18 protein-coding genes are annotated in these 18,593 nt (G+C 70.6%); 7 read left to right on the top strand and 11 right to left on the bottom strand.

From position 1 onward, the window contains the following. Positions 1-11: 11 nt before the first annotated feature. Positions 12-1,595, bottom strand: coding sequence for a GMC oxidoreductase (locus HQ306_RS12860; protein WP_222632606.1), 1,584 nt, complete (start codon positions 1,593-1,595; stop codon positions 12-14). Positions 1,596-1,800: 205 nt separating this feature from the next. Here HQ306_RS12860 and HQ306_RS12855 point away from each other — a divergent pair, with 205 nt between their 5' ends. Further along, positions 1,801-2,763 carry an MsnO8 family LLM class oxidoreductase gene (locus tag HQ306_RS12855; protein WP_222631814.1) on the top strand — a complete coding sequence of 321 codons (963 nt, stop codon included), beginning with the start codon at positions 1,801-1,803 and terminating at the stop codon, positions 2,761-2,763. Between the two features lie 4 nt (positions 2,764-2,767). Here the strand turns inward: HQ306_RS12855 and HQ306_RS12850 are convergent, their stop codons facing one another. The 3 genes from HQ306_RS12850 to HQ306_RS12840 form a co-directional block, all read right to left on the bottom strand. Further along, positions 2,768-3,874, bottom strand: a complete 1,107-nt coding sequence (locus HQ306_RS12850) for an endonuclease/exonuclease/phosphatase family protein (RefSeq protein ID WP_222631812.1) — start codon at positions 3,872-3,874, stop codon at positions 2,768-2,770. A 64-nt stretch (positions 3,875-3,938) separates the two neighbouring features. Beyond that, on the bottom strand, positions 3,939-5,288 hold the full coding sequence (locus HQ306_RS12845; protein WP_027504582.1) for an MFS transporter: 1,350 nt from the start codon (positions 5,286-5,288) through the stop codon (positions 3,939-3,941). Positions 5,289-5,411: 123 nt separating this feature from the next. Continuing rightward, positions 5,412-5,795, bottom strand: a complete 384-nt coding sequence (locus tag HQ306_RS12840) for a VOC family protein (protein ID WP_222631810.1) — start codon at positions 5,793-5,795, stop codon at positions 5,412-5,414. A 153-nt stretch (positions 5,796-5,948) separates the two neighbouring features. Here HQ306_RS12840 and HQ306_RS12835 point away from each other — a divergent pair, with 153 nt between their 5' ends. Beyond that, positions 5,949-6,842, top strand: a complete 894-nt coding sequence (locus HQ306_RS12835) for an SDR family oxidoreductase (protein WP_027504584.1) — start codon at positions 5,949-5,951, stop codon at positions 6,840-6,842. On the opposite strand, the gene HQ306_RS12830 is transcribed toward HQ306_RS12835, so the two are convergent. The 5 genes from HQ306_RS12830 to HQ306_RS12810 are packed head-to-tail and all read right to left on the bottom strand — an operon-like array spanning position 6,821 to position 11,393. Beyond that, positions 6,821-7,318, bottom strand: a complete 498-nt coding sequence (locus HQ306_RS12830) for a histidine phosphatase family protein (RefSeq protein WP_222631808.1) — start codon at positions 7,316-7,318, stop codon at positions 6,821-6,823. The genes HQ306_RS12835 and HQ306_RS12830 overlap by 22 nt on opposite strands. Positions 7,319-7,327: 9 nt before the next feature. Beyond that, positions 7,328-8,125, bottom strand: coding sequence for a glycosyltransferase family 2 protein (locus tag HQ306_RS12825; protein WP_222631806.1), 798 nt, complete (start codon positions 8,123-8,125; stop codon positions 7,328-7,330). A gap of 30 nt (positions 8,126-8,155) precedes the next feature. After that, entirely contained in the window at positions 8,156-9,181 is a 1,026-nt protein-coding gene (locus HQ306_RS12820) for a glycosyltransferase (protein ID WP_222631804.1), read from the bottom strand. Beyond that, on the bottom strand, positions 9,178-10,311 hold the full coding sequence (locus HQ306_RS12815; protein ID WP_222631796.1) for a glycosyltransferase: 1,134 nt from the start codon (positions 10,309-10,311) through the stop codon (positions 9,178-9,180). The genes HQ306_RS12820 and HQ306_RS12815 overlap by 4 nt, the downstream gene beginning before the upstream one ends. Continuing rightward, complete coding sequence (locus HQ306_RS12810; RefSeq protein WP_308115349.1) at positions 10,308-11,393, bottom strand: hypothetical protein; 1,086 nt, start codon at positions 11,391-11,393, stop codon at positions 10,308-10,310. Before HQ306_RS12810 ends, HQ306_RS12815 begins: the two co-directional genes overlap by 4 nt. 194 nt (positions 11,394-11,587) lie before the next feature. On the opposite strand from HQ306_RS12810, the gene HQ306_RS12805 reads away from it, so the two are divergent. From HQ306_RS12805 to HQ306_RS12790, 4 genes are read left to right on the top strand one after another with little or no spacing between them, the layout of a single operon-like run. After that, positions 11,588-12,541, top strand: a complete 954-nt coding sequence (locus HQ306_RS12805) for a WcbI family polysaccharide biosynthesis putative acetyltransferase (RefSeq protein ID WP_222631792.1) — start codon at positions 11,588-11,590, stop codon at positions 12,539-12,541. Then, positions 12,538-13,536 carry a glycosyltransferase gene (locus HQ306_RS12800; RefSeq protein WP_308115348.1) on the top strand — a complete coding sequence of 333 codons (999 nt, stop codon included), beginning with the start codon at positions 12,538-12,540 and terminating at the stop codon, positions 13,534-13,536. Before HQ306_RS12805 ends, HQ306_RS12800 begins: the two co-directional genes overlap by 4 nt. Next, on the top strand, positions 13,533-14,864 hold the full coding sequence (locus tag HQ306_RS12795) for a glycosyltransferase (RefSeq protein ID WP_308115347.1): 1,332 nt from the start codon (positions 13,533-13,535) through the stop codon (positions 14,862-14,864). Before HQ306_RS12800 ends, HQ306_RS12795 begins: the two co-directional genes overlap by 4 nt. A 40-nt stretch (positions 14,865-14,904) precedes the next feature. Next, complete coding sequence (locus tag HQ306_RS12790) at positions 14,905-16,095, top strand: NAD(P)/FAD-dependent oxidoreductase (protein ID WP_222631779.1); 1,191 nt, start codon at positions 14,905-14,907, stop codon at positions 16,093-16,095. A gap of 1 nt (position 16,096) precedes the next feature. Here HQ306_RS12790 and HQ306_RS12785 read toward each other — a convergent pair whose 3' ends face one another. Next, positions 16,097-16,726: a TetR/AcrR family transcriptional regulator gene (locus tag HQ306_RS12785; protein WP_222631777.1), complete on the bottom strand. Its 630-nt coding sequence runs from the start codon at positions 16,724-16,726 to the stop codon at positions 16,097-16,099. Positions 16,727-16,815: 89 nt separating this feature from the next. Between HQ306_RS12785 and HQ306_RS12780 the strand changes: the two genes are divergently transcribed. Next, the gene (locus tag HQ306_RS12780; RefSeq protein ID WP_222631775.1) at positions 16,816-18,159 is read left to right on the top strand and encodes a cytochrome P450; all 1,344 of its coding nucleotides are present in this window, start codon (positions 16,816-16,818) and stop codon (positions 18,157-18,159) included. Here HQ306_RS12780 and HQ306_RS12775 read toward each other — a convergent pair. After that, positions 18,101-18,529, bottom strand: coding sequence for a DUF1707 domain-containing protein (locus tag HQ306_RS12775; RefSeq protein ID WP_056441748.1), 429 nt, complete (start codon positions 18,527-18,529; stop codon positions 18,101-18,103). The genes HQ306_RS12780 and HQ306_RS12775 overlap by 59 nt on opposite strands. Positions 18,530-18,593 lie beyond the last annotated feature (64 nt).

Here is an 18,593-nt window from a genome sequence, read left to right as displayed (position 1 = left end):
GCCGGGTACGCCTAGCCGCCCGCAGCGATGACGGCTGCGATGTTGCGCTCGGCGAGCGCGGTGATGGTGAGAGACGGGTTGGCCGCACCTGTGCTGCCGGGAACGAGAGCTCCGTCCATGACGTACAGGCCGGGGTGCCCCTTCACTCGTCCGTACGCATCGGTGACGTCGCCCAGGACCGCACCGCCGAGAGGGTGCGCGGTGAACGTGTCGTCGACGTCGCGAGTGAACGGCTCGGCGGAGACGACGGTGCGGCCGGCCTGTGCCATCCGGTTCTGCACCGCGCGCAGTGCCTCGACGGTGTCGCGGCTGCCGCCCTTGGGCCAGGTCAAGCTCATCCCGTCCGTTGCACGGTCGTAGCGGAAATCGGCCCGCAGTGGGTCGATGGTCATACCGAGCGATCCGAGGAACCCCATCTCGGTGGGAACACCGGGGACATACCAGTTCTCGACGCTGAGAGGCAGGCCCGTGTCGTCGACGATGCGCGAGGCGCACGGCGCCCCCTGCGGGCCGCCGCCGATGGGGCCGAGCGAGCGGGTCATGAAGGCGTCGCCGTTGGTGCCCCATCCGCGTCCGACGAACTCGTTGAGCTCCGGAAGCGCGCCGGTGGCCTGTGCGCGGACCAGCAGTTCGGTGGTGCCGATGGATCCTGCGCCGAGGATCAGCGAGTCGCAGGTCAGCGTGCGCGTCTCGAGTACGTTGCCCTCGGGATCGAGGCGCCGCACCTCCACGCGGTAGCGGCCACCGCTCTCGGTGCCGATGGCGACGACCTCGTGGCTGTGACACACCACGGCGTTGCCCGTGGCCTCGGCCTGCGGGATGTAGTTCTGCGTCAGGTCGTGCTTCGCGCCGTTGGAGTTGCCGAACGTGCTGCAACCGACGGTGGCGGACGGCCGGGACCGACCCGACATCTCGTCACGCAGCACGTTCCAGTTCCAGCCTCCGTCGACGCGCTGCGGGTCGAAACCGGCGCGGCGGGCGTGGTCGTCCCACGTCCTCGAGTGGGCGAACCCGGGGGAGGCGTAGATGTCGTCGGGCATGGTCGACGGCCGGAGCACCGAGCGAGCCTTGGGGTACCACTGCGACGCCATCTCGTCGTAGTCCACGCGGCCACCGAACGAGAGATCGAAGAAGCGCTTGTCCGGGGCGATGCTGACGCCGGTGTAGACGACCGAGCCGCCGCCCACCGCGGCTGCACGCCACACCGACAGGTTCTCGTATCGCGTGGTGTCTAGGACGCCGTTGAACCAGTCGACGGGCCCGACAGGCATGCCGGTGAGGTTGGTGAACGAGCGCTGATGCCACAGGCCGCGCCCGTCGGCCGTCATGTCGGCGGTGAAGATGTCGCGGAACGGATCGCGCGGCCAGCGGAGTCCTCGTTCGAGCACGGTGACCGACGTACCGGCCTGCGCGAGCCGCAACGCCGCGGCGCTGGCTCCGAAGCCCGATCCGATGACGAGGGCGGGTGAGTGGTCCGGTGGACGCGGAGGGTCGGCGAACAGTTCGGGAAGGAGGTTCCGGATCGAGGGGACGCCGAGCGGGAGTGCGGACGCCGTCGACCGGGTGATCGCGGGCGGGACCGCGAGGCCCACCATTCCTGCTGCGGCCAGTTGCAGCAGTTGCCTGCGCTTCACGTGCACACCCACCATCGATCGAGAACAGTCGAATGGTCAGTCTCCCGTGAATGGTGCATGTGATGGAACCACTCGACCGGATTGTATGACTGTTACCAATCTTCGTGCTGGTTTCTCGAGCGGGTCGGGGCGGAACAGGGCGGCTCCCGCGAGGGTTGTGCAGAGTATGCGTCTGTCCCTTCTCGATCGCTCCCGTACCCGCACCGACAGGTCTGCCGCCGCCGCGGTGTCGGACACGATCGAGCGTGCGCGGTGGGCCGAGGCGGCGGGTTACGAGCGGTTCTGGGTGGCCGAGCATCACGCCGTCCCCGGCATCGCGAGCGGCTCACCCGCGGTGCTGCTCGCTGCGATCGGTGCGGCGACGTCGCGGATCCGGCTGGGGTCGGGCGGCGTCATGCTGCCGAACCATTCGCCCATCGTCGTCGCGGAGCAGTTCGCGATGCTCGACGCGCTGTGTCCCGGCCGTGTCGACCTCGGTGTCGGCCGGTCGCTGGGGTTCACGCCGCCGGTGCGCAAGGTGCTGCGGGCGGACACCGAGGACGCCGAGCGCTTCGCCGACGACCTCGCGGATCTGCAGGACTTCCTGCTCGGCACCGGTCCGGTGACCGTGCAGCCCGCGCCCGAGCGACTGATCCCGATCCACGTTCTCGCGACGGGTCACGGGCTCGCGATCGCCGCGCAGCGCGGGCTTCCCGTCGTGGTGGGCGGTCCGATGCTCACGGGTGACCTGTCTCCACTGGAGGCGTATCGACGCGAGTTCGTTCCGTCGGCCTTCGCGGCGCAGCCGTCCGTGACGGTGTCGCTCGACGTCCTTGTCGCCGACACCGACGCCGAGGCCCGCCGTCTCGCCATGGCGGAGGCCGTGGCCATGGCGGACTCCCGCCGGACCGGGGAGTTCCCACCGTTGCGGGCGGTCACCGAGATGCCCGACGGACTCACCCCGCGGGCCCGGCAGTCGGCCCAGCGCTCGCTCGACGGCAGCGTGCACGGCAGTCCGGCGACGGTGCGCCGCCGGCTCGAGGACCTCGTCGACCGCACCGGCGCCGACGAGATCCTGTCCTCGGCATCAACGTTCGACCGCGACGCTCTGCGTGCGTCCGACGAGGCGTTGGCCGCACTGCTGCGCTGACGGGTCAGACCTGCAGGTCCACCCACACCAGTCTGTGATCGCTGGCCGACAGCAACTCGGCGCCCGGCTCGCCGGGCGCGGGCCAGAAGACCCCCGACCCGGTGACCGTCAGATCGGTGCTCGGCAGGACGTAGTCCACCCGCAGATCACCCGGCACGGGATCGGCGAAGTCCGCCGTGTCGGTGCCTGCGGTCGGCGAGGTGGGCGCCGGGTCCTGCAGCGCCGGGCTGTCGAGCAGTTGCGCGATGGCGCCCGGATAGGAGTCCCCGTCGACCGGATCGCTGTTCTGGTCCCCCAACACCACGAACGAGGAACCGTTCGGCAGGCCGCCGGCGAGTCCGGTGTCGTCGACGAGGTAGTCGGCGCCGGCGATGTAGTCCGCGGTGAGCCGGATCTCGTCGTGGTTGCGTCGGCCGTTGCGGTCCTCGGGCCCGTCGAAGGAGGGCGGCGTGGGGTGCGAGACGACCAGGTGGATCACCCGCCCGTCGATGTCCACGGGCACGTCCCAGTGCGACTTGCTCGACAGGCGCAGGGCGTCCGAGTTCGCGCCGTAGTACTCGCGCGGCAGCAGGTTGTCGGGCATGTCGGCCCAGCGGAAGGTCTGGAACGTGCGGACCGCGGCGGCGTCGAGTGGGAACTTCGAGAGGACGACCATGCCGTACTGGCCGGGGAACTGCCCGAAGCCCCAGGCGTCGTTCGGTCCGTCGGACCGCCCGTCCCCGTCGAGGTCGAGCCCGGACGGCTCGCCGGTGTTGACGGGCGCCGTGTACGCGAACGGGTAGTCGATCGGTGCGTCGCCGACGGCGAGGTAGTTGTCGCGGAAGAGGTCGACGGCGCCGTCAGAGTAGTCGAACTCGTTGAGCAGCAGCATGTCCGGGGCGTTGCGCTGGACCACGTCGGCCACCGACCGGATCTGCGGATCCGTTCCGGACCGCAGAGCGGCGACCAGATCGCCGGCGGCGGGGCGATTCATGCTGGCGTTGTACGTCGCGACGCGGACGGTACGTGGGTCATCGGGCGGCTCGTCGGCGGCAGGCGCGCTGCAGGCGGTCAGGGTGTGGACGGACGCGGCGAGGACGGACGCGGCGAGAAGCACGCGGGTGAGTCGCATGGTGCGGGACGCTATCGCGCCGCCCTGACAGACGGGCGAACACGAGAGGGCGGGCAGGGGCGTGTCAGGCCACGCCGTCCAGCACCCGCTGCGCGTCCGGCGACACGTACGGGTAGGCGCAGAGGGCGAGCACGCCCCCGATCAGCAGCAGGGGCAGCAGCGGAACCATGCCGGTGGTGAGGGAGCCGTACGCGTCGGACACCGCGCCGACGAGGAGCGGTCCGACGGCGCCGCCCACGGTCGCGGCGATCTGCAGCAGTCCGTAACCCAGTCCGCGGTCGCGCGGGGCGAGCACGTCGGCGACGCACGAGGTGAGCGTGGGGATCGCCCAGGCGGTGAAGAAGCCGAACACGGTGAGCAGCACGGTGAAGGGCAGCCAGCTCTCGGAGGCCAACGCCCCGGCCATGGCCGCGGTGCCCAGCAGGATTCCGGTGCCGCCCACCAGGACGCGCCACTGCGACGGCGTCGAGAACAGGGTTCGCCGGGTGAGCAGGGATCCGACGAGCGTGCCGCCGACGATGCCGATCAGTGTCAGACCACCGCCCGCGGACGCGGCGGCCGCTTCGCCGAGGCCGAATCGGCGTTGCAACAGGCTGGGCACCCAGAACGTCAGGCCACCGACCGCGAGGCTCATGACGGTGAGCGCGCCGCCGGTGAACCACAGCGTCCGGATCGGTGCGACGCGGCGGAGTTGGACCGGCATCGGGTCGGTGGTGGCCTCCGGCGCAGGCGTGTCCGCGCTGCCCGCGGCCAGTCTGTCGGCGTACCCCCGTTCGGGCTCGCGCACGCGTGACATCAGGACGGCGACCACCACACCGGGAATCGCCATGACGAGGAAGGCGCCGCGCCACCCGAGCCACTCGGCGAGCACTCCGCCCAGCACGATGCCGGCGCCGCCGAGGTAGGCCGCGGTCCGCCACCACCCGAAGGCCGTCGGGCGGGTCGCGGGTGGGTGGAAGTCGGCGAGCATGCTGGCGCTGGCCGGGTTGTCGATGGCCTCGGCGGCGGCGAGGCCCATGCGCACCAGGTAGAAGACGGCGAAGGTGGGAGCGAGCGCGGAACCGACCGTCGCCAGGGCCCACAGGAACACGACGACGGTGATGATGCGGCCGCGGTCGTGGCGATCGGCGAGGTAGGCGGCGGGCATCGCGAGGAGGCCCGCGGCGACGGCGGCCGCGGTGGGGATGGAACCGGCCGCCGTGTCGCCGAACCCGAACTCCGCCTGCAGCTGCGGCAGCACGGCGGCGACCAGGCTGAACTCGATGCGGTCTACCAGGGAGACCAGCACCAGCACGATCGCGGGTCCCCACCCGTACGGGAGGGTGAGGGAGTCGCGCCGCGCCCCGATCGTGCGCCACCGCGGTGCCCGCGTCGCCGCCGCACCCCGCTCGGTCCGATTCTCGGTCTCCGTCACTGCCGCCCCCGTCCGACCGGCGCGCCTGCCGATTCGGGCGCAGCCTATTCCGGCGAAACGCCCGGGTACCGTCGTCGGGAGAAGCTTGGGCGGACCCACCATCGGGCCCGCCCGGACCCTTGCTCAGCCCACAGGCAACTGCTGCACCGACCACCTGTTGCCGTCCGGGTCGGCGAAGTAGGTGAACAGGCCCCACCCCTCGTCCTTCACGGGGGTGGCCTCGACCCCGGCTGCCAGCAACATCTCCCGCGCGGCCTCCGCGTCCTGCACGACGACGAGCATCCCCTCGACGGAACCGGGAACTGCTGTCGTGATGTTCTTCCCGATCGCGATCGAGCACGCGGAACCGGGTGGGGTGAGCTGGACGTAGCGCACGTCCGGGAAGGGAGTGGCGTCGTGATCGGCGTGGAAGCCGATGCGCGTGTAGAACTCCTTCGCACGGTCGACGTCGGTGACGGGCAGCATGACGAGCTGGATCTCCATGGTGAGCGGGTGCGTGGCGGTCATGGTCGGCCTCTCCTCGTATCGGATGATGACCGAGATCCTGCTCGTGATCGAGGACAACCACTGTCCGCAGTGCGCCGCCGATTCCGAGGAACAGTAGGTGTCATCTCCGGTCACAGGTACTGTGACCGGACATTCGTCGTCAGGAGGACTCACATGGTCAGCGTGCGCAACAAGGTCGTGCTCATCACCGGCGCGGGCCGCGGTATCGGCGAGGCGACGGCGCGGGCTCTCGCGGCCAAGGGCGCGAAGCTGGTGCTGACCGACGTGGACGAGGCGCCGCTGACGGCACTCGTGGCCGATCTGGGCGACGTCGCCGTGGGGGTGCGCGCCGACGTACGGGATCTGGCGGACATGCAGGCCGCTGTGGACGCGGGAATCGCGCGATTCGGAGGCATCGACGTGGTCCTCGCGAACGCCGGCATCTCGAGCTACGGGTCGGTGCTCAACGTCGATCCGGAGACGTTCAAGCGCGTGATCGACATCAACACCACGGGCGTCTTCCACACCGTCCGCGCGGCGCTGCCCTCGCTCATCGAGCGCAAGGGATACGTGCTCGTCGTCTCGTCGCTCGCGGCCTTCACCGCGTGCCCCGGCCTCGCGTCGTACAACGCGAGCAAGGCGGGAGCCGAACACTTCGCCAACGCCCTGCGCCTCGAGGTGAAGTACCAGGGTGTGGACGTCGGCTCCGCCCACATGGCGTGGATCGACACTCCACTGGTGCAGGACGCCAAGTCCGACCTCACCGCGTTCCAGGATCTGCTGTCCGTGCTGCCCTGGCCGCTCGGCCGCACCCTGCCGGTCGAGGCGTGTGTCGATGCCTTCGTCCGCGCGGTGGAGCGGCGGTCACGCCGGGTCTACGTTCCCGGCATCGTGGGCGGCATCGGGTGGGTGCGCTCCGTGCTCACCACTCGGCTCGGTGAGGCCACGACGCTGCGCCACGTGCCGCGCATCCTGCCGAAGATGGACGCCGAGGTGAAGGCGCTGGGTCGCTCGGAGAGCGCGCGCAATCGCGCTGTGGTGGAGGGTCAGTCGACGCGGAGCGCGTGAGTCAGGCGGGCGCGCCCCGGCCCGAGATCCGACCAGTCGCCGGTGAACTCCAGCACCGCCAGCGCGGAGGTGGGGTAGCCCCGACGGATCCACACCGCCGCGTCCGACTCCTGATCGTCGGCGAGTTCCAGTGCCGTGAAGGGGATTCCGGGTGCGTGGCCCACCACCAACACGGTCGCCGCCGAGTCGTCGGTCGCGATGATCTCGCGGACGATGTCGTCGGGGGAGCCCCCGTAGACGGTGCCCTCGAAGCGCACCGGCGCGTCGACGGCCGTGCGCTCGAGAGTCTGGCGAGTACGCGTCGCCGTCGAGCAGATCACCGCGTCCACGGCGCCGACGTTCGCCCGGATCCAGTCGCCGGCCGCGGCGGCCTGGCGACGGCCCCGCTCGTCGAGCGGCCGGTCGTGGTCGTCCACCCCGTCCGGGTACGAGGACTTGCCGTGGCGCATCAGGATCAGGGTGTGGGTGTCGGACATCGCTCGATGCTAGTGCCCTACCGGGCGGCGAGCGATGCTGCTGCCCTCGGGCGTCCAGTCGATGTCGCCGCGCTCGCGAAAAGCGTTCAGCCACCCGATCATCGGCCAGTGTCCCCATCGACCGTGGAAGATGGCGGCGTTGGTCACGATGTCGTCGAGATGCTCGATCGGCGGCGAGGACACGGGGTGCCACTGATGGTGCGCGTGCGCTCCGCCGACCCACAGCAGATCCAGACCCGATCGTTCCGCGACGCGGCCGACGTCGGTGTCCTCGCCGCCGTAGCCCGTGTAGTCCTCGCAGAACCCCCCGAGCGTGTGCCACGTCGCCGACGTGACCGCGAACGACAGCGACCAGAACAGATCCCAGTTCGTTCCGATCTCGACGTGCCCGGGCGCCGGATTCGGGCGCGCCGCATGGGGATTCGTCCATTCGTCCAGGTCGTCCGGGTACCCACCGGAGACCTCGGGCAGGTAGGTGACCGGCCCGCACAGCACGGCTCCGTCGCGCGCACGACGGACGTACCGGTCGATCATCTCGCGGCTCGGGATGCAGTCGACGTCCAAGAAGATCAGCAGATCGGCACCGGCCTCGAGGGCGAGGCGGGCACCCTCGTTGCGCGCCCGAGCCAGGGGTAGCGCGTCGCCGACGCGGGGAACGACGGCGGTGGCGTCCACGACCGTCGGGTCACCCATCGACACCACGACGTGCAGATCGGCTCGCCGCGTCGAGCGAGCGAGACCGCGGCGTTGCGCAGCGAGGTGCCCCGCGCGACCCGACACGATCGTCACCACGGCCACCGAAGTCATGTAAGCACCGACGTCATGTCCGCACCGACGTCACGCCCACACGTCCTCGATCGCCGCTGCCGCACGACGCGCTGCGCCGTCCACCTCGGTCCGTGCCCGGATGTCGCCGGTCAGCGCACCGGCACGGTTCAGGATCTCGGGCCACCGGTCCGGATCGGGCCACGACTCGAGCGAGATCGCCAGCCCCGCGGCCCCCAGCGCGTGAGTGGTCGCGAGTTGCTCACCGTGCGGGCGACTCTCGGCCACGATCACCGCGGGTGCACCCGATGCGGCCACGTCGGCCACCGCGTTCTGCCCGCCGTGCGTGACCACCACGCCGGCACCGGTCAGCAGCGGCCACACGTCGTCCACCCAGGGGGTGCCGGGCACGCCGACACCGCGCCAGGTGCGGGTCGGCGTGGCAGCACCCGCTCGGGCGAGGTGGTCCGGGGTGAGAGCTGAGCCCCCTGCGCCCGCGAGCACGACGACGGACGTCGGGTCGCGGTCGGTTCCGGCGCGGGCACGATCGGCGTGGGCACTGATCGAACCGGCGTACACGGTCCTGTCCTCGAACTCGCGCAACCACTCCGGCCGGTACACCGAGGCCGACCACGGAGCGACGATGCGGTCGGCGACGCGATAGGCCAGCTGATGGGGCGCATCGGTGCGCTCGCCCGGCATCGCGAACACGACCACCCGAACACCCATGAGTCGCACGAACATCGCAACCTCGACGGACACGTCCACGACGACGCATCGGGGGCGAAGCTCGTCCACGAACCGCGCGAGGGCGGCCATGCGGTCGGTCATCCCGGGGACCGAGGTGGGCGCCCAGTGGACGACCCCGTGAGCGGTGGGGTCGTCCGGATCGTCACCGCCGGCGGGTGTGTCCGGAGCGGGATCGGCGGAGCCGTCGGGTGTGTCGAGAGGAAGTGTGATCCAGCCCGCGAACGGGTCGATGTCCGACGGCCGGGGCCGCGAGGACAGCACCGTCACCGGCTCGGCGAGCGCCCGTGCGACGGACCGGGCCCGGGTCAGATGCCCCACGCCGTGGTGGTGGACGTAGTACCCGATCATGCAGGGACGGCGGCGGTTCGGCCCGACGTCGTCAGCAACTCGCGGTAGAGGTCGAGATAGCTGTCCACCATCGTCGCGTCCGAACAGATGCGCTCCGCGCGAGCGCGGGCGTGCGCACGGGGGAGGCGCGCAGCATCTCCGATGGCCCCGGCGAGAGCGTCGATGTCGTCGGCGGGCACCATCCGGCCACACGTGTCGTCGAGGATCTCCGGGATGCCGCCGCGACGGAAGGCCGCCACCGGTGTGCCGCACGCGAGTGCTTCGGCGACCACGAGCCCGTACGGCTCGTCCCACTGCGGCGTCACCAGTGCGACGGCGGCTCCGCCGACCAGATCGGCGAGTTCCTTCTGCATCAGGTGACCCTCGTAGGTGACGCCGTCGCCGAGGCGGGGCTCCACCGCCGTCCGGAAGTAGTCGTCGTCGGCTGCCGGTCCGGCGATGCGCAGGTGGTAGCCGGCGCGCCGGGCGGCGTCGATGGCGAGATCGACCCCCTTCTCGGGAACCAACCGGCCCGTCCACACCGCGTACTCGCCCGCCCCGCCGCGATCGCCGGTGCCCTGGCCGAACGGCCACCGGTCGAGCGGGATCCCGTTGGGAACCACGGGGATCGGACCCGCGACGGGTAGCCACTGCTGCGCCGTGTACTCGCTCACCGCGGCGTACCCGGTGTTCGGATTGAGCGGCACCGCGGCCGCCGACTCCAGCCAGGCGAGCGGTGGCGTGTGCAGCGTCGTGAGCATGGGGACCGGCACCATCGAGGACATCGCGATGGGCAGGTAGTGGAGGCTGTGATTGTGGATCACGTCGAACGACTGTGCCAGGGGCCCGGCCAGTTCGAGCATGACCGACAGATAGGCGTGATGCTCGTGCACCACCCACGACGGTCCCATGTGTTCGGTCCGCGCGTGCGGACTCATCTGGAACGTGTGGACGTCGATGACGTCGTGCGCGACGTCGGTCGACGTGCCTTCGGCACCGAAGAGCGTGACGCGATGGCCGCGCTCGGTGAGGGCATGGGCGAGATGCCACACGTGTGCCTCGAGGCCACCCGCGAACGGTTGCGCGATGGGGAAGCGCGACGATCCGAGAAGGGCGATGCGCAGTGGACGTGCGGCGGCGGCGACCGTCATACGAGCACGGCTCCGTCCGCGCGGCCCGAGGCGACGGGAGCGGACAGGGCACGGTAGAGCGCGGCGTGCTCGGCGGCGATCGCGCTCTGCTGATGACGTCGGTAGTCGGCGAAGTCCGGGCCGGTCGGCTCGGTGCGCAGCGCCTCGCCCACCGCGGCATCGAGCGACGCGGGATCGAAGAGGCCGGGTCCGAACACGAAGGTGGGGCACGGGAACTGATCGGCGAAGTGGCCGATGTCCGGGACGACGGGGACGACGCCGAGGTCGCGGCACGCCTCCATCCAGCCAGAGTGCGTACCGAAGCGGTACGGAAGCACGGACACGTCGATCTCGGACAGGTACTGCCACAGCTCCGCGTCGGTGAACCGACGATGCACCCGCACGTCGACGTCCGGGTGATCACGGAAGGCCAGCAATCGCTCGCCGCGCTCCGGTGCGTACCAGTGGCTCGTGTGGTCGAACACGTCGTCGTCGATGTCGAGACGCACCACGGCGTCGCGTGCCGACGCGGCCGCCACGACGGTCGACATGACCGCCTCGGGATCGAGGTTCGCGCGCAGCGACTTGGCGTGCACGGCGACGACTGCGCGCTCGTGCGCCGTGGTGTCGCGTGCGGCGATGACGCCGAGCGGTGCGACGTGCGGATGCGGGATCACCATCGCCGAGCGGCCCCACAGACGTTCGATCTCCCGAGCGGCGCGGTCGGTCAGCGTGATGACGGCGGCCGCGGCGGGGACGAGGACGTCGAGCTGGGACCGGTGCATGTCGAGCTCGGCGAAGTGTGGATTGTGCAGGTCGTGCACCGTGAGGACGAGGGGGGTCGACGACTCGCGCAGCACGGAGACGACGTCGGCGAGACGGTCCGGTGTGGCGGCGTCGAAGCCGAAGTGCAGGTGCACCACGTCGATGTCGTCGATGTGCGCGCGGAGATAGTCGGGCTCGAGCAGGCGCGGGGGCCACCACTGCCCGGGCGTGGTCGCCTCGAGGGGCCGGGGATCGTCGAGCAGAAGAATGTCGTCGCCCGTGGCGACGACAGCGGCGACGTACGGGTGCGCAGCAGGGATGGATGCGACGGCGATCACGGCTCGGGTCATCCTCTCGGGGGCAGACGCGCGCGCCCGAGGGGTGGGCAGGGCGGCACGGGTGTACGAACAGGGATCGGGCCGCCTTCTGGACCACGACACAAGAGGAATGCCCCGGGGGGCTCGTCCACAAACGCGGTGTCGTGCAGGTCTCTCACCGCTTCGCCTGCGCGCTGTCCGGGTAACCCGACGTCATGCCTCACTCTGCGTCGACCGAGCCGGACGGCCGGACGCGTCACTACGGCGAGTTCTACGGTCTCGACCCGGTGCCCGACGATCCACCGCTGTGGATCGTGCTCGGGAACTGCCAGGCCGAGGCCGTGCGAGTGATGCTCGACGAGGTGCCGGACGCGCCGTTCCGGACCGTGCGCATGCCGCCGGTGCACGAACTCGACTCGGCCGACGTGCGGCACCTCGCCGAGCTGGCCGGCCGGGCCTCGGTGTTGCTGGCGCAGCCGGTTCGCGACGACTACCGCGAGCTGCCGATCGGGACGAACCAGGTGGCGTCGATGCTGCCGGAGCACGCCCGGGTCGTGCGGTGGCCGGTCTTGCGGTACAGCGGGCTGTACCCGTTCCAGGTGATCGTGCGGCACCCGAGCGACCCGTCGGCGTCTCCCGCCGGCGCTCCGTACCACGATCTGCGCACGGTGCTCGTGGCCGCAGGCAGAGTGGAATCCGAGCAGTGGCGCGCCGCTCCCGTCGCCCCTGACGCGCTGCGCGCGAACGCCGAGGCGAGCATCGCCGAACTCGCACGACGCGAGCGCCGGGACTGCGACGTCGCGATCTCGGACGTCCTGACCGCGCACGGAGCGGACGCCGCACACACGATCAATCACCCCGGCAATCCCGTGCTGCTCGAGCTGGCCACGCGCATCCTGTCGGCAGCCGGTGTCGACGCTGCGGCGGCGGATCCCGGCCGCGTACTGCTCGATTCGGTGCACACGCCGCTGGAGTCCGCTGTCATCGACGCGCTCGGCCTCGGCGCCGCGCCCCGGCCGGACTGGGTGATCGGCGGCTCCGTCGTCGATGCCGAGGACATTCACCGTCGCCAAGTGCAGTGGTACGCGGAGCATCCCGCGTTCGTGGACGCCGCGCTCACCCGACACGCGGACACACTCTCGCTGCTGCTGTCGGAGGTCGCCTCGTGACGTCGGTCGCGCATCTCGTCATCGGTCCCGAGCGACACGGGGTGGTGCAGTTCGCGCTGCGCATCCGCGACGGCATCATCGACGCCGGTCTCGAGTCGACGCTCCTGCGTCACGAGTCCGCGAGTGACGTCACGTCGATTCCGGACGTCGACGTCGTGCACCTGCACGTGACGGACCGGTTGTTCGGGTCACCGGCGACGGCTGCGGCCGGGGTGGTCGAGGACCTGGCGCGGCGCATCCACGCATCGGGTTCCGCTTTCGTGGTGACGCTGCACGATCTGCCGCAGCCGTCCGACGGTCGATCCGCGTCCGCGCGCGTCGAGTGCTACCGACGGGTGGTCGCGTGCGCGGACACCGTGATCGTCAGCAGCGAGCACGAACGAGACCTGTCGCGCGAGGCCGGTATCGGTACCCCGTCCGTCGTGATCCCGCTTCCCGTCGCGACGGGGGCCGGCATCCGCACGGACAGCGGCGAGGTGACCGTCGGCGTCCTCGGGTTCCTGTACCCGGGCAAGGGACACGCCGAGGTGCTGGACGCGCTGCCCCCGGGCGCGCACCTGCTGGCACTGGGAACGCCGTCGCCGGGACACGATCATCTGGTCGACGAGCTGACCGAGTCCGCAGCGGCACACGGCACCACCGTGCGTGTCACCGGCTACATCGACGACGCCGACCTTCCGGTCGAACTCGGCCGCGTCACCGTTCCCGTGGCGCATCATCGGCACATGTCCGCCTCCGGGTCGATCAACACCTGGATCGAGCACGGCCGTCGACCGCTGGTGGTGGCCGGCGCGTACACCCGTGAGTTCGCCCGGCGCTCGCCCGGCACCGTGACCCTGTACGAGGAGGACCGACTCGCCGAGGCGCTCGCCGACGCGGCGGGTGACCCCGAGTCGACGTGGCTGGAGGACGGGGTCGTCGCACACCCCACGCGCGCGGAGGTCGGCGCCGCGCACGTGCGGGTGTACGCGAGGTCGGCCGTGGTGCACGCGTGATCACCACCGCCGTCCCCACCCCGCTCGGCCACGCGGTGCCCGGCAACAGGTGGGACCTGCTGCGCGACATCGATGCTCCGCGCCCGTCGGTCAGCGTCGTCGTGCCCTATTTCGAACAGCAACGGTCGCTGGATCTGGTTCTCGCGGCGCTCGAGCATCAGACGTACCGCGCGTTCGAGGTGATCGTCGCGGACGACGGCTCGGCCACGGCGCCGCTCGTCCGCAGTGCACTCGACGTCACGGTGGTCTCGCAGGAGGACCGTGGCTTCCGCGCCGCCGCGGCGCGCAATCTCGGGGCGCGTGCCGCGTCCGGTGACGTGCTCTGTTTCCTCGACGCCGACACGGTTCCCGAGCCCGGGTACCTCCAGGCGCTCGTGCGTCTGCCGTCGCTGGTTCCCGATGCACTCACGGTCGGTCGACGGCGACACGCGGACCTGTCCGCGCTGGGCCGACTTCCGGGGCCGGACGACGGAATCCTCGACGAGCCGCGCTGGTTGATCGACGCGTACCGCGGTTCGCGCGATCTGCTCGATGCCGATCATCGCTCCTATCGCCACGTCATCAGCGCGGTGATGTGTTGCACCGCAGCATTCTTCGAGGAGATCGGCGGCTTCGACGAGTCGTTCGGCGGATACGGCGGAGAGGACTGGGAGCTGGCGAATCGCGCCTACCTCGCCGGCGCCCTGATCGCGCACGTGCCGGACGCCGTCGCCTGGCACGACGGTCCCGACTGGGCGGGCCGACCCGGTGAGCAACGCACCGAGCAGAAGAACGCTGAGGCTCTGTCCCTGCTTCCACTCGTCACCGACCCCGCTGCGCGCACCCACGGCGTCCGGTACGCCGTTCCCGACCTCACGGCCGTCGTGCACGCCGACGGACACAGTGCCGCATCGCTGTTGGTGACGGTGGGATCGGTGCTCGCGCAGGGGGACGTCACCGTGTGGGTGGACGGGACGGACGCCGCGGATCTCGTCGCGTCGTGGCGGACCGACGACCCGCGAATCCGCCTCGGTGTCCCCGGCGGCGACGACGTACGGCGCAGCCGCTTCGGGCTCGACCTCGTCGGTCCGGTCGTCCTGGCCCCGGATGCAGCGCGGACGCTGGAGGCGTCGACGCCTCCGCAAGGCCCCGGTCTGGTGCGGTCGAGCGTGCCGGGCGGCAGTGTCGAGTGGTGGTCGTGGCGCGCCGTGCGCCGGGCCCGCCGGTGGGCCGACGCATTGGATCGCACCCCGCAGCAGGCCCTCGCCGACCTGTTCGGCATCACGGACGTACCGGCCGACGAGGTCGGCATCGCGGCGGGTCCGCATCAGCCGGACCTGTCGTGGTGAGACCCCCGAACCATTCGAGTCACAGGACACCGGAGGCACCATGACCACCGAGCACGACATCGTCATCATCGGCGGGGGCAACGCGGGCATCAGCGCCGCCGCCCGTTTCCTGAACAAGGGCGTCTCCGACGTGGTGGTCATCGAACCGCAGGAGGTGCACACCTATCGGCCGCTGCTGTCCTACGTCGGCGGCGGGCAGGCGTCCCTCGCGTCCGCGCAGCGCTCCCAGCGCTCGGTGACACCGAAAGGCTGTACCTGGATCCGGGAGCGTGTCGTCTCGGTGGACACCGTGACGCGGACGGTGCGCACCGAGTCGGGCACGGAGGTGCGCTACCGCGACCTCGTCGTGGGATCCGGTCTCGTGCCCGATCACGACGCACTGCCCGGAATCGACGCGGCGCTCGCGTCGTCGTCGGTGGCGAGCAACTACCTCGACGAGGCGACGCGTACCTGGCACCTCGTGCAGACGATGCGTCCCGACGGGCACGCCGTCTTCACGGTTCCTCGTGCGCCGGTGAGCTGCACCGGCACCACCATCAAGCCGCTGTTCCTCGCCGCCGCGCACTGGCGGAAGGTGGGTGCCGCGCCGTCGATGACGCTGGTGGTCGACCGCCCGGATCTCGTGGGAGTGCCGGCGCTCGACGCCCGGCTGCGGAAGTACCTGCGGGAGCTGGATGTCCGAGTGCTTCACCGCACCGCCGTGACGGCGCTCGCGCCGGGCGAGCGATCGATCACGGTGACCGGCGCGGACGGTCGCACCGAGCGGATCGGCTACGACATGCTGCATCTGGTGCCGCCCTACCGCGGACCGCGGTGGGTCGAGGAGACCGGCCTGGCGAGCGCTGATCCCGGCACGCACGCAGTGGTGGACGTGGATCCGCGGACCTTCCGGCACCGCACACACGAGGGCGTGTGGGCCGTGGGCGACGGCGCGTCCATCGACACCGACCCCTCGGGCGGCGGACTACGCCGCCAGGTGTCGATCCTCGTCGACAACGTGCTGGCGCAACGATCGAACGAGGCGCTGGGGGAGTACGACGGCTACACCGTGGCGCCGATCCCGGTGGACGCGCGGCGTCTCATCGCGGCCGAGTTCGATCGCACCGGCGAGATCACGTCGTCGTTGCCGTCGTTCCTGGACCCGCTGAAGCCCCGTCGGCTCTCGTGGGCGGGCGACCGGTTCGGCCTGCCGTTCACGTACTGGCACCTGTTGCTGAAGGGCCATCTCTGAGTCAGCTCGTCGGGCGCAGCATTCCGGTGAGGAACAGTTGCGTCGCAGCATCGACGATCTCGTCGGGGGTCGCACCGATGTGGTCCTGCAACCGGGCGGAGACGAGTTCGGAGCAGGCGCCGATGAACATCAGCGCCATGAGCCGGTCCTGCGGCGGCGGGAGTGCGCGGTCGGCCCAGAGTTCGTGCGAGCGTTCGACGACCACGTCCGCGACGGCGTCGATGGTCGCCTGACGTCGAGCTCGCAGGGTCGGCGACGCCATCGACTCGACGAACGCGATCCGGCCCTTGCGGGGGTCGGACAGCATGATCGACACCACGGCGCTCAGAGCGGCCCGCACGCGGTCGGCGACGTCTCCGTCCGTGGACGAGACGGCATGGATCGCAGCGCTTCTCACCTCGTCGGCAACGCCGTCGAGCACGGCGAGCAGCAGGTCCGACTTGGTGCGGAAGCTCTCGTAGAAATACCGCTCGGTGAGCCCGGCGGCCGCGCAGACCGCGGTCATCGTCGTCTTGTCGGTGCCCACCGAGGACATGAGGTCCAGGCCCGCCTCGATCAGTGCGGCCCGGCGGCGGACGGCGCGGTCCGCCGCGTCCACTCCGCCGTAGGTCCTGCTCGCGGGTTCCGCCATACCGTCAGTCTCGCAGGTCTTGACGAATGCCTCTCCTGTGACGCACACTACATCTGACAGGATGCCCTGTCAGATACTCAGGAGGCCCCATGGCTCACGCGCTCGCCGCCCCACCGCTCGGCTCCGATCTCCGTCCCGTCATGGGCAGCGCGGGCATCCCCTACGTCGGCCGTTCGATGCAGTACATCCGGGACCCCCTCGCCCTGTGGCGGCAGCAGGAGCGGCGCTACGGGCAGGTCTCGTGGCACACGATGGCGGGCCGGCGCGTGGTGCTGGTGCTCGGCGCCGACGGGTGCGAGGAGATCCTGACCAACCGGGACAAGGCGTTCAGCAACGCACTCGGCTGGCGGCCGCTCATCGGGCCGTTCTTCGACAACGGGCTCATGCTCATGGACCTCGGCGAGCACCGCCACCACCGGCGGCTGCTGCAGCAGGCGTTCACCAAGGACCGTCTCGCGTCCTACGCCGCGGCGATGGAACCGCTGATTGCCCGCACCGTGCAGGAGTGGGACTCGTCGGAGCACTTCGAGATCTATCCCGCCGTGAAGTCGTTGACGCTCGGCCTCGCGACCGAGGTGTTCATGGGCGGGGTGCGCGACGGTGACACCCGGCTGGACGCCGTCAACAAGGCCTTCGTCGACTGTGTTCAGGCGGCGACGTCCATCGTCCGGCTCGACGTGCCCGGTGGTCGGTGGCGCCGGGGTCTGAAGGGTCGACGCTTCCTCGAAGACTTCCTGCGGGACTATCTTCCGGATCGGCGGCGCGGCGACGGCCGAGATCTGTTCTCGGTGCTCGCCCACCTCGAGGACGACGACGGCGAGCGCTTCTCCGACGACGCGATCATCGACCACATGATCTTCCTGCTGATGGCAGCGCACGACACGTCGACCATCACCATCTCCACGATGGTCGATCAGCTCGGCCGACACCCGCAGTGGCAGGAGGAATGTCGCCGGCAGTCGCTGGCTGCGGGCCCCGATGTCTCCGCACCCGAGGCGCGGGCGGGTCTGACGGCACTCGACGCGGTGATGAAGGAATCGCTGCGCATGCTCGCTCCGCTGCCCACCATGGCGCGATGGACGGTGCGGGACACGGTGATCCGCGGCCATCACGTGCCTGCCGACGTGATGGTGGTGGCCACGCCGCACTACACGCATCACGATCCCACCTACTGGTCGGATCCCGAGGTCTTCGACCCCACCCGCTTCGACGGTCGCGCGCTGCCGCACAAGTTCGCGTGGCAACCGTTCGGCGGCGGGGTCCACACGTGCCTGGGTCAGTTCTTCTCGGCCATCGAGATCACGATGGTGCTGCACCACCTCCTGCGCCACCACACGTGGTCGGTGCCGGCCGATCGTGCGACACCGATCGACTTCACCTCCTTGCCGTATCCCAAGGACGGGCAGCCCGTGCGGCTGCAGCGCCGCAGCTGACGGTGCCGAGGCCCTGTGTCGCCGCGGCGATGCTGTGTACGAGCAGCACCATGCCCCACGGCCCGGCCACCCAGACGGGCCAGGGGTACAGCATCGATCCCGAGGCGACGCAGGTGATCACGTAGATCACGCTGCACAGCGCGACCACCGACGCCCACCGCAGCCACGCGGCCGCGGGCACGGTCGTCGGATGTCCGGGTGTGGACGGCGCTGGATGCAGATCGGCGGTGACGGCGGCCAGGTCTGCATCGGAGCGAGCCGAGACCACGGCCGCGGAGCGGGTGTCGAACTCGTCCAGGGTCAGGCGCCCGTCTCCCACCGCGGCGGTGAGGAGTGCGAGTGCCTGCTCGTGTGTCTGCGGTGCGGTCATCGAACGCTCGATTCGTCGGGGTGGTCGAGATCGGGGTGGTCGAGATCGGGGTGGTCGAGATCGG

The organism is Rhodococcus sp. BP-160 (assembly GCF_019836205.1).
Taxonomy (GTDB): Bacteria; Actinomycetota; Actinomycetes; order Mycobacteriales; family Mycobacteriaceae; genus Rhodococcoides.
This window is presented reverse-complemented; position numbering and strand designations above follow the sequence as displayed.

Coding starts and splice junctions, on each gene's coding strand:
- HQ306_RS12860 (WP_222632606.1), bottom strand. CDS start 1,595: ATGGTGGGCCTCGCGGTCCCGCCCGCGATCACCCGGTCGACGGCGTCC.
- HQ306_RS12855 (WP_222631814.1), top strand. CDS start 1,801: ATGCGTCTGTCCCTTCTCGATCGCTCCCGTACCCGCACCGACAGGTCT.
- HQ306_RS12850 (WP_222631812.1), bottom strand. CDS start 3,874: ATGCGACTCACCCGCGTGCTTCTCGCCGCGTCCGTCCTCGCCGCGTCC.
- HQ306_RS12840 (WP_222631810.1), bottom strand. CDS start 5,795: ATGACCGCCACGCACCCGCTCACCATGGAGATCCAGCTCGTCATGCTG.
- HQ306_RS12835 (WP_027504584.1), top strand. CDS start 5,949: ATGGTCAGCGTGCGCAACAAGGTCGTGCTCATCACCGGCGCGGGCCGC.
- HQ306_RS12830 (WP_222631808.1), bottom strand. CDS start 7,318: ATGTCCGACACCCACACCCTGATCCTGATGCGCCACGGCAAGTCCTCG.
- HQ306_RS12825 (WP_222631806.1), bottom strand. CDS start 8,125: ATGACTTCGGTGGCCGTGGTGACGATCGTGTCGGGTCGCGCGGGGCAC.
- HQ306_RS12820 (WP_222631804.1), bottom strand. CDS start 9,181: ATGATCGGGTACTACGTCCACCACCACGGCGTGGGGCATCTGACCCGG.
- HQ306_RS12815 (WP_222631796.1), bottom strand. CDS start 10,311: ATGACGGTCGCCGCCGCCGCACGTCCACTGCGCATCGCCCTTCTCGGA.
- HQ306_RS12805 (WP_222631792.1), top strand. CDS start 11,588: ATGCCTCACTCTGCGTCGACCGAGCCGGACGGCCGGACGCGTCACTAC.
- HQ306_RS12790 (WP_222631779.1), top strand. CDS start 14,905: ATGACCACCGAGCACGACATCGTCATCATCGGCGGGGGCAACGCGGGC.
- HQ306_RS12785 (WP_222631777.1), bottom strand. CDS start 16,726: ATGGCGGAACCCGCGAGCAGGACCTACGGCGGAGTGGACGCGGCGGAC.
- HQ306_RS12780 (WP_222631775.1), top strand. CDS start 16,816: ATGGCTCACGCGCTCGCCGCCCCACCGCTCGGCTCCGATCTCCGTCCC.
- HQ306_RS12775 (WP_056441748.1), bottom strand. CDS start 18,529: ATGACCGCACCGCAGACACACGAGCAGGCACTCGCACTCCTCACCGCC.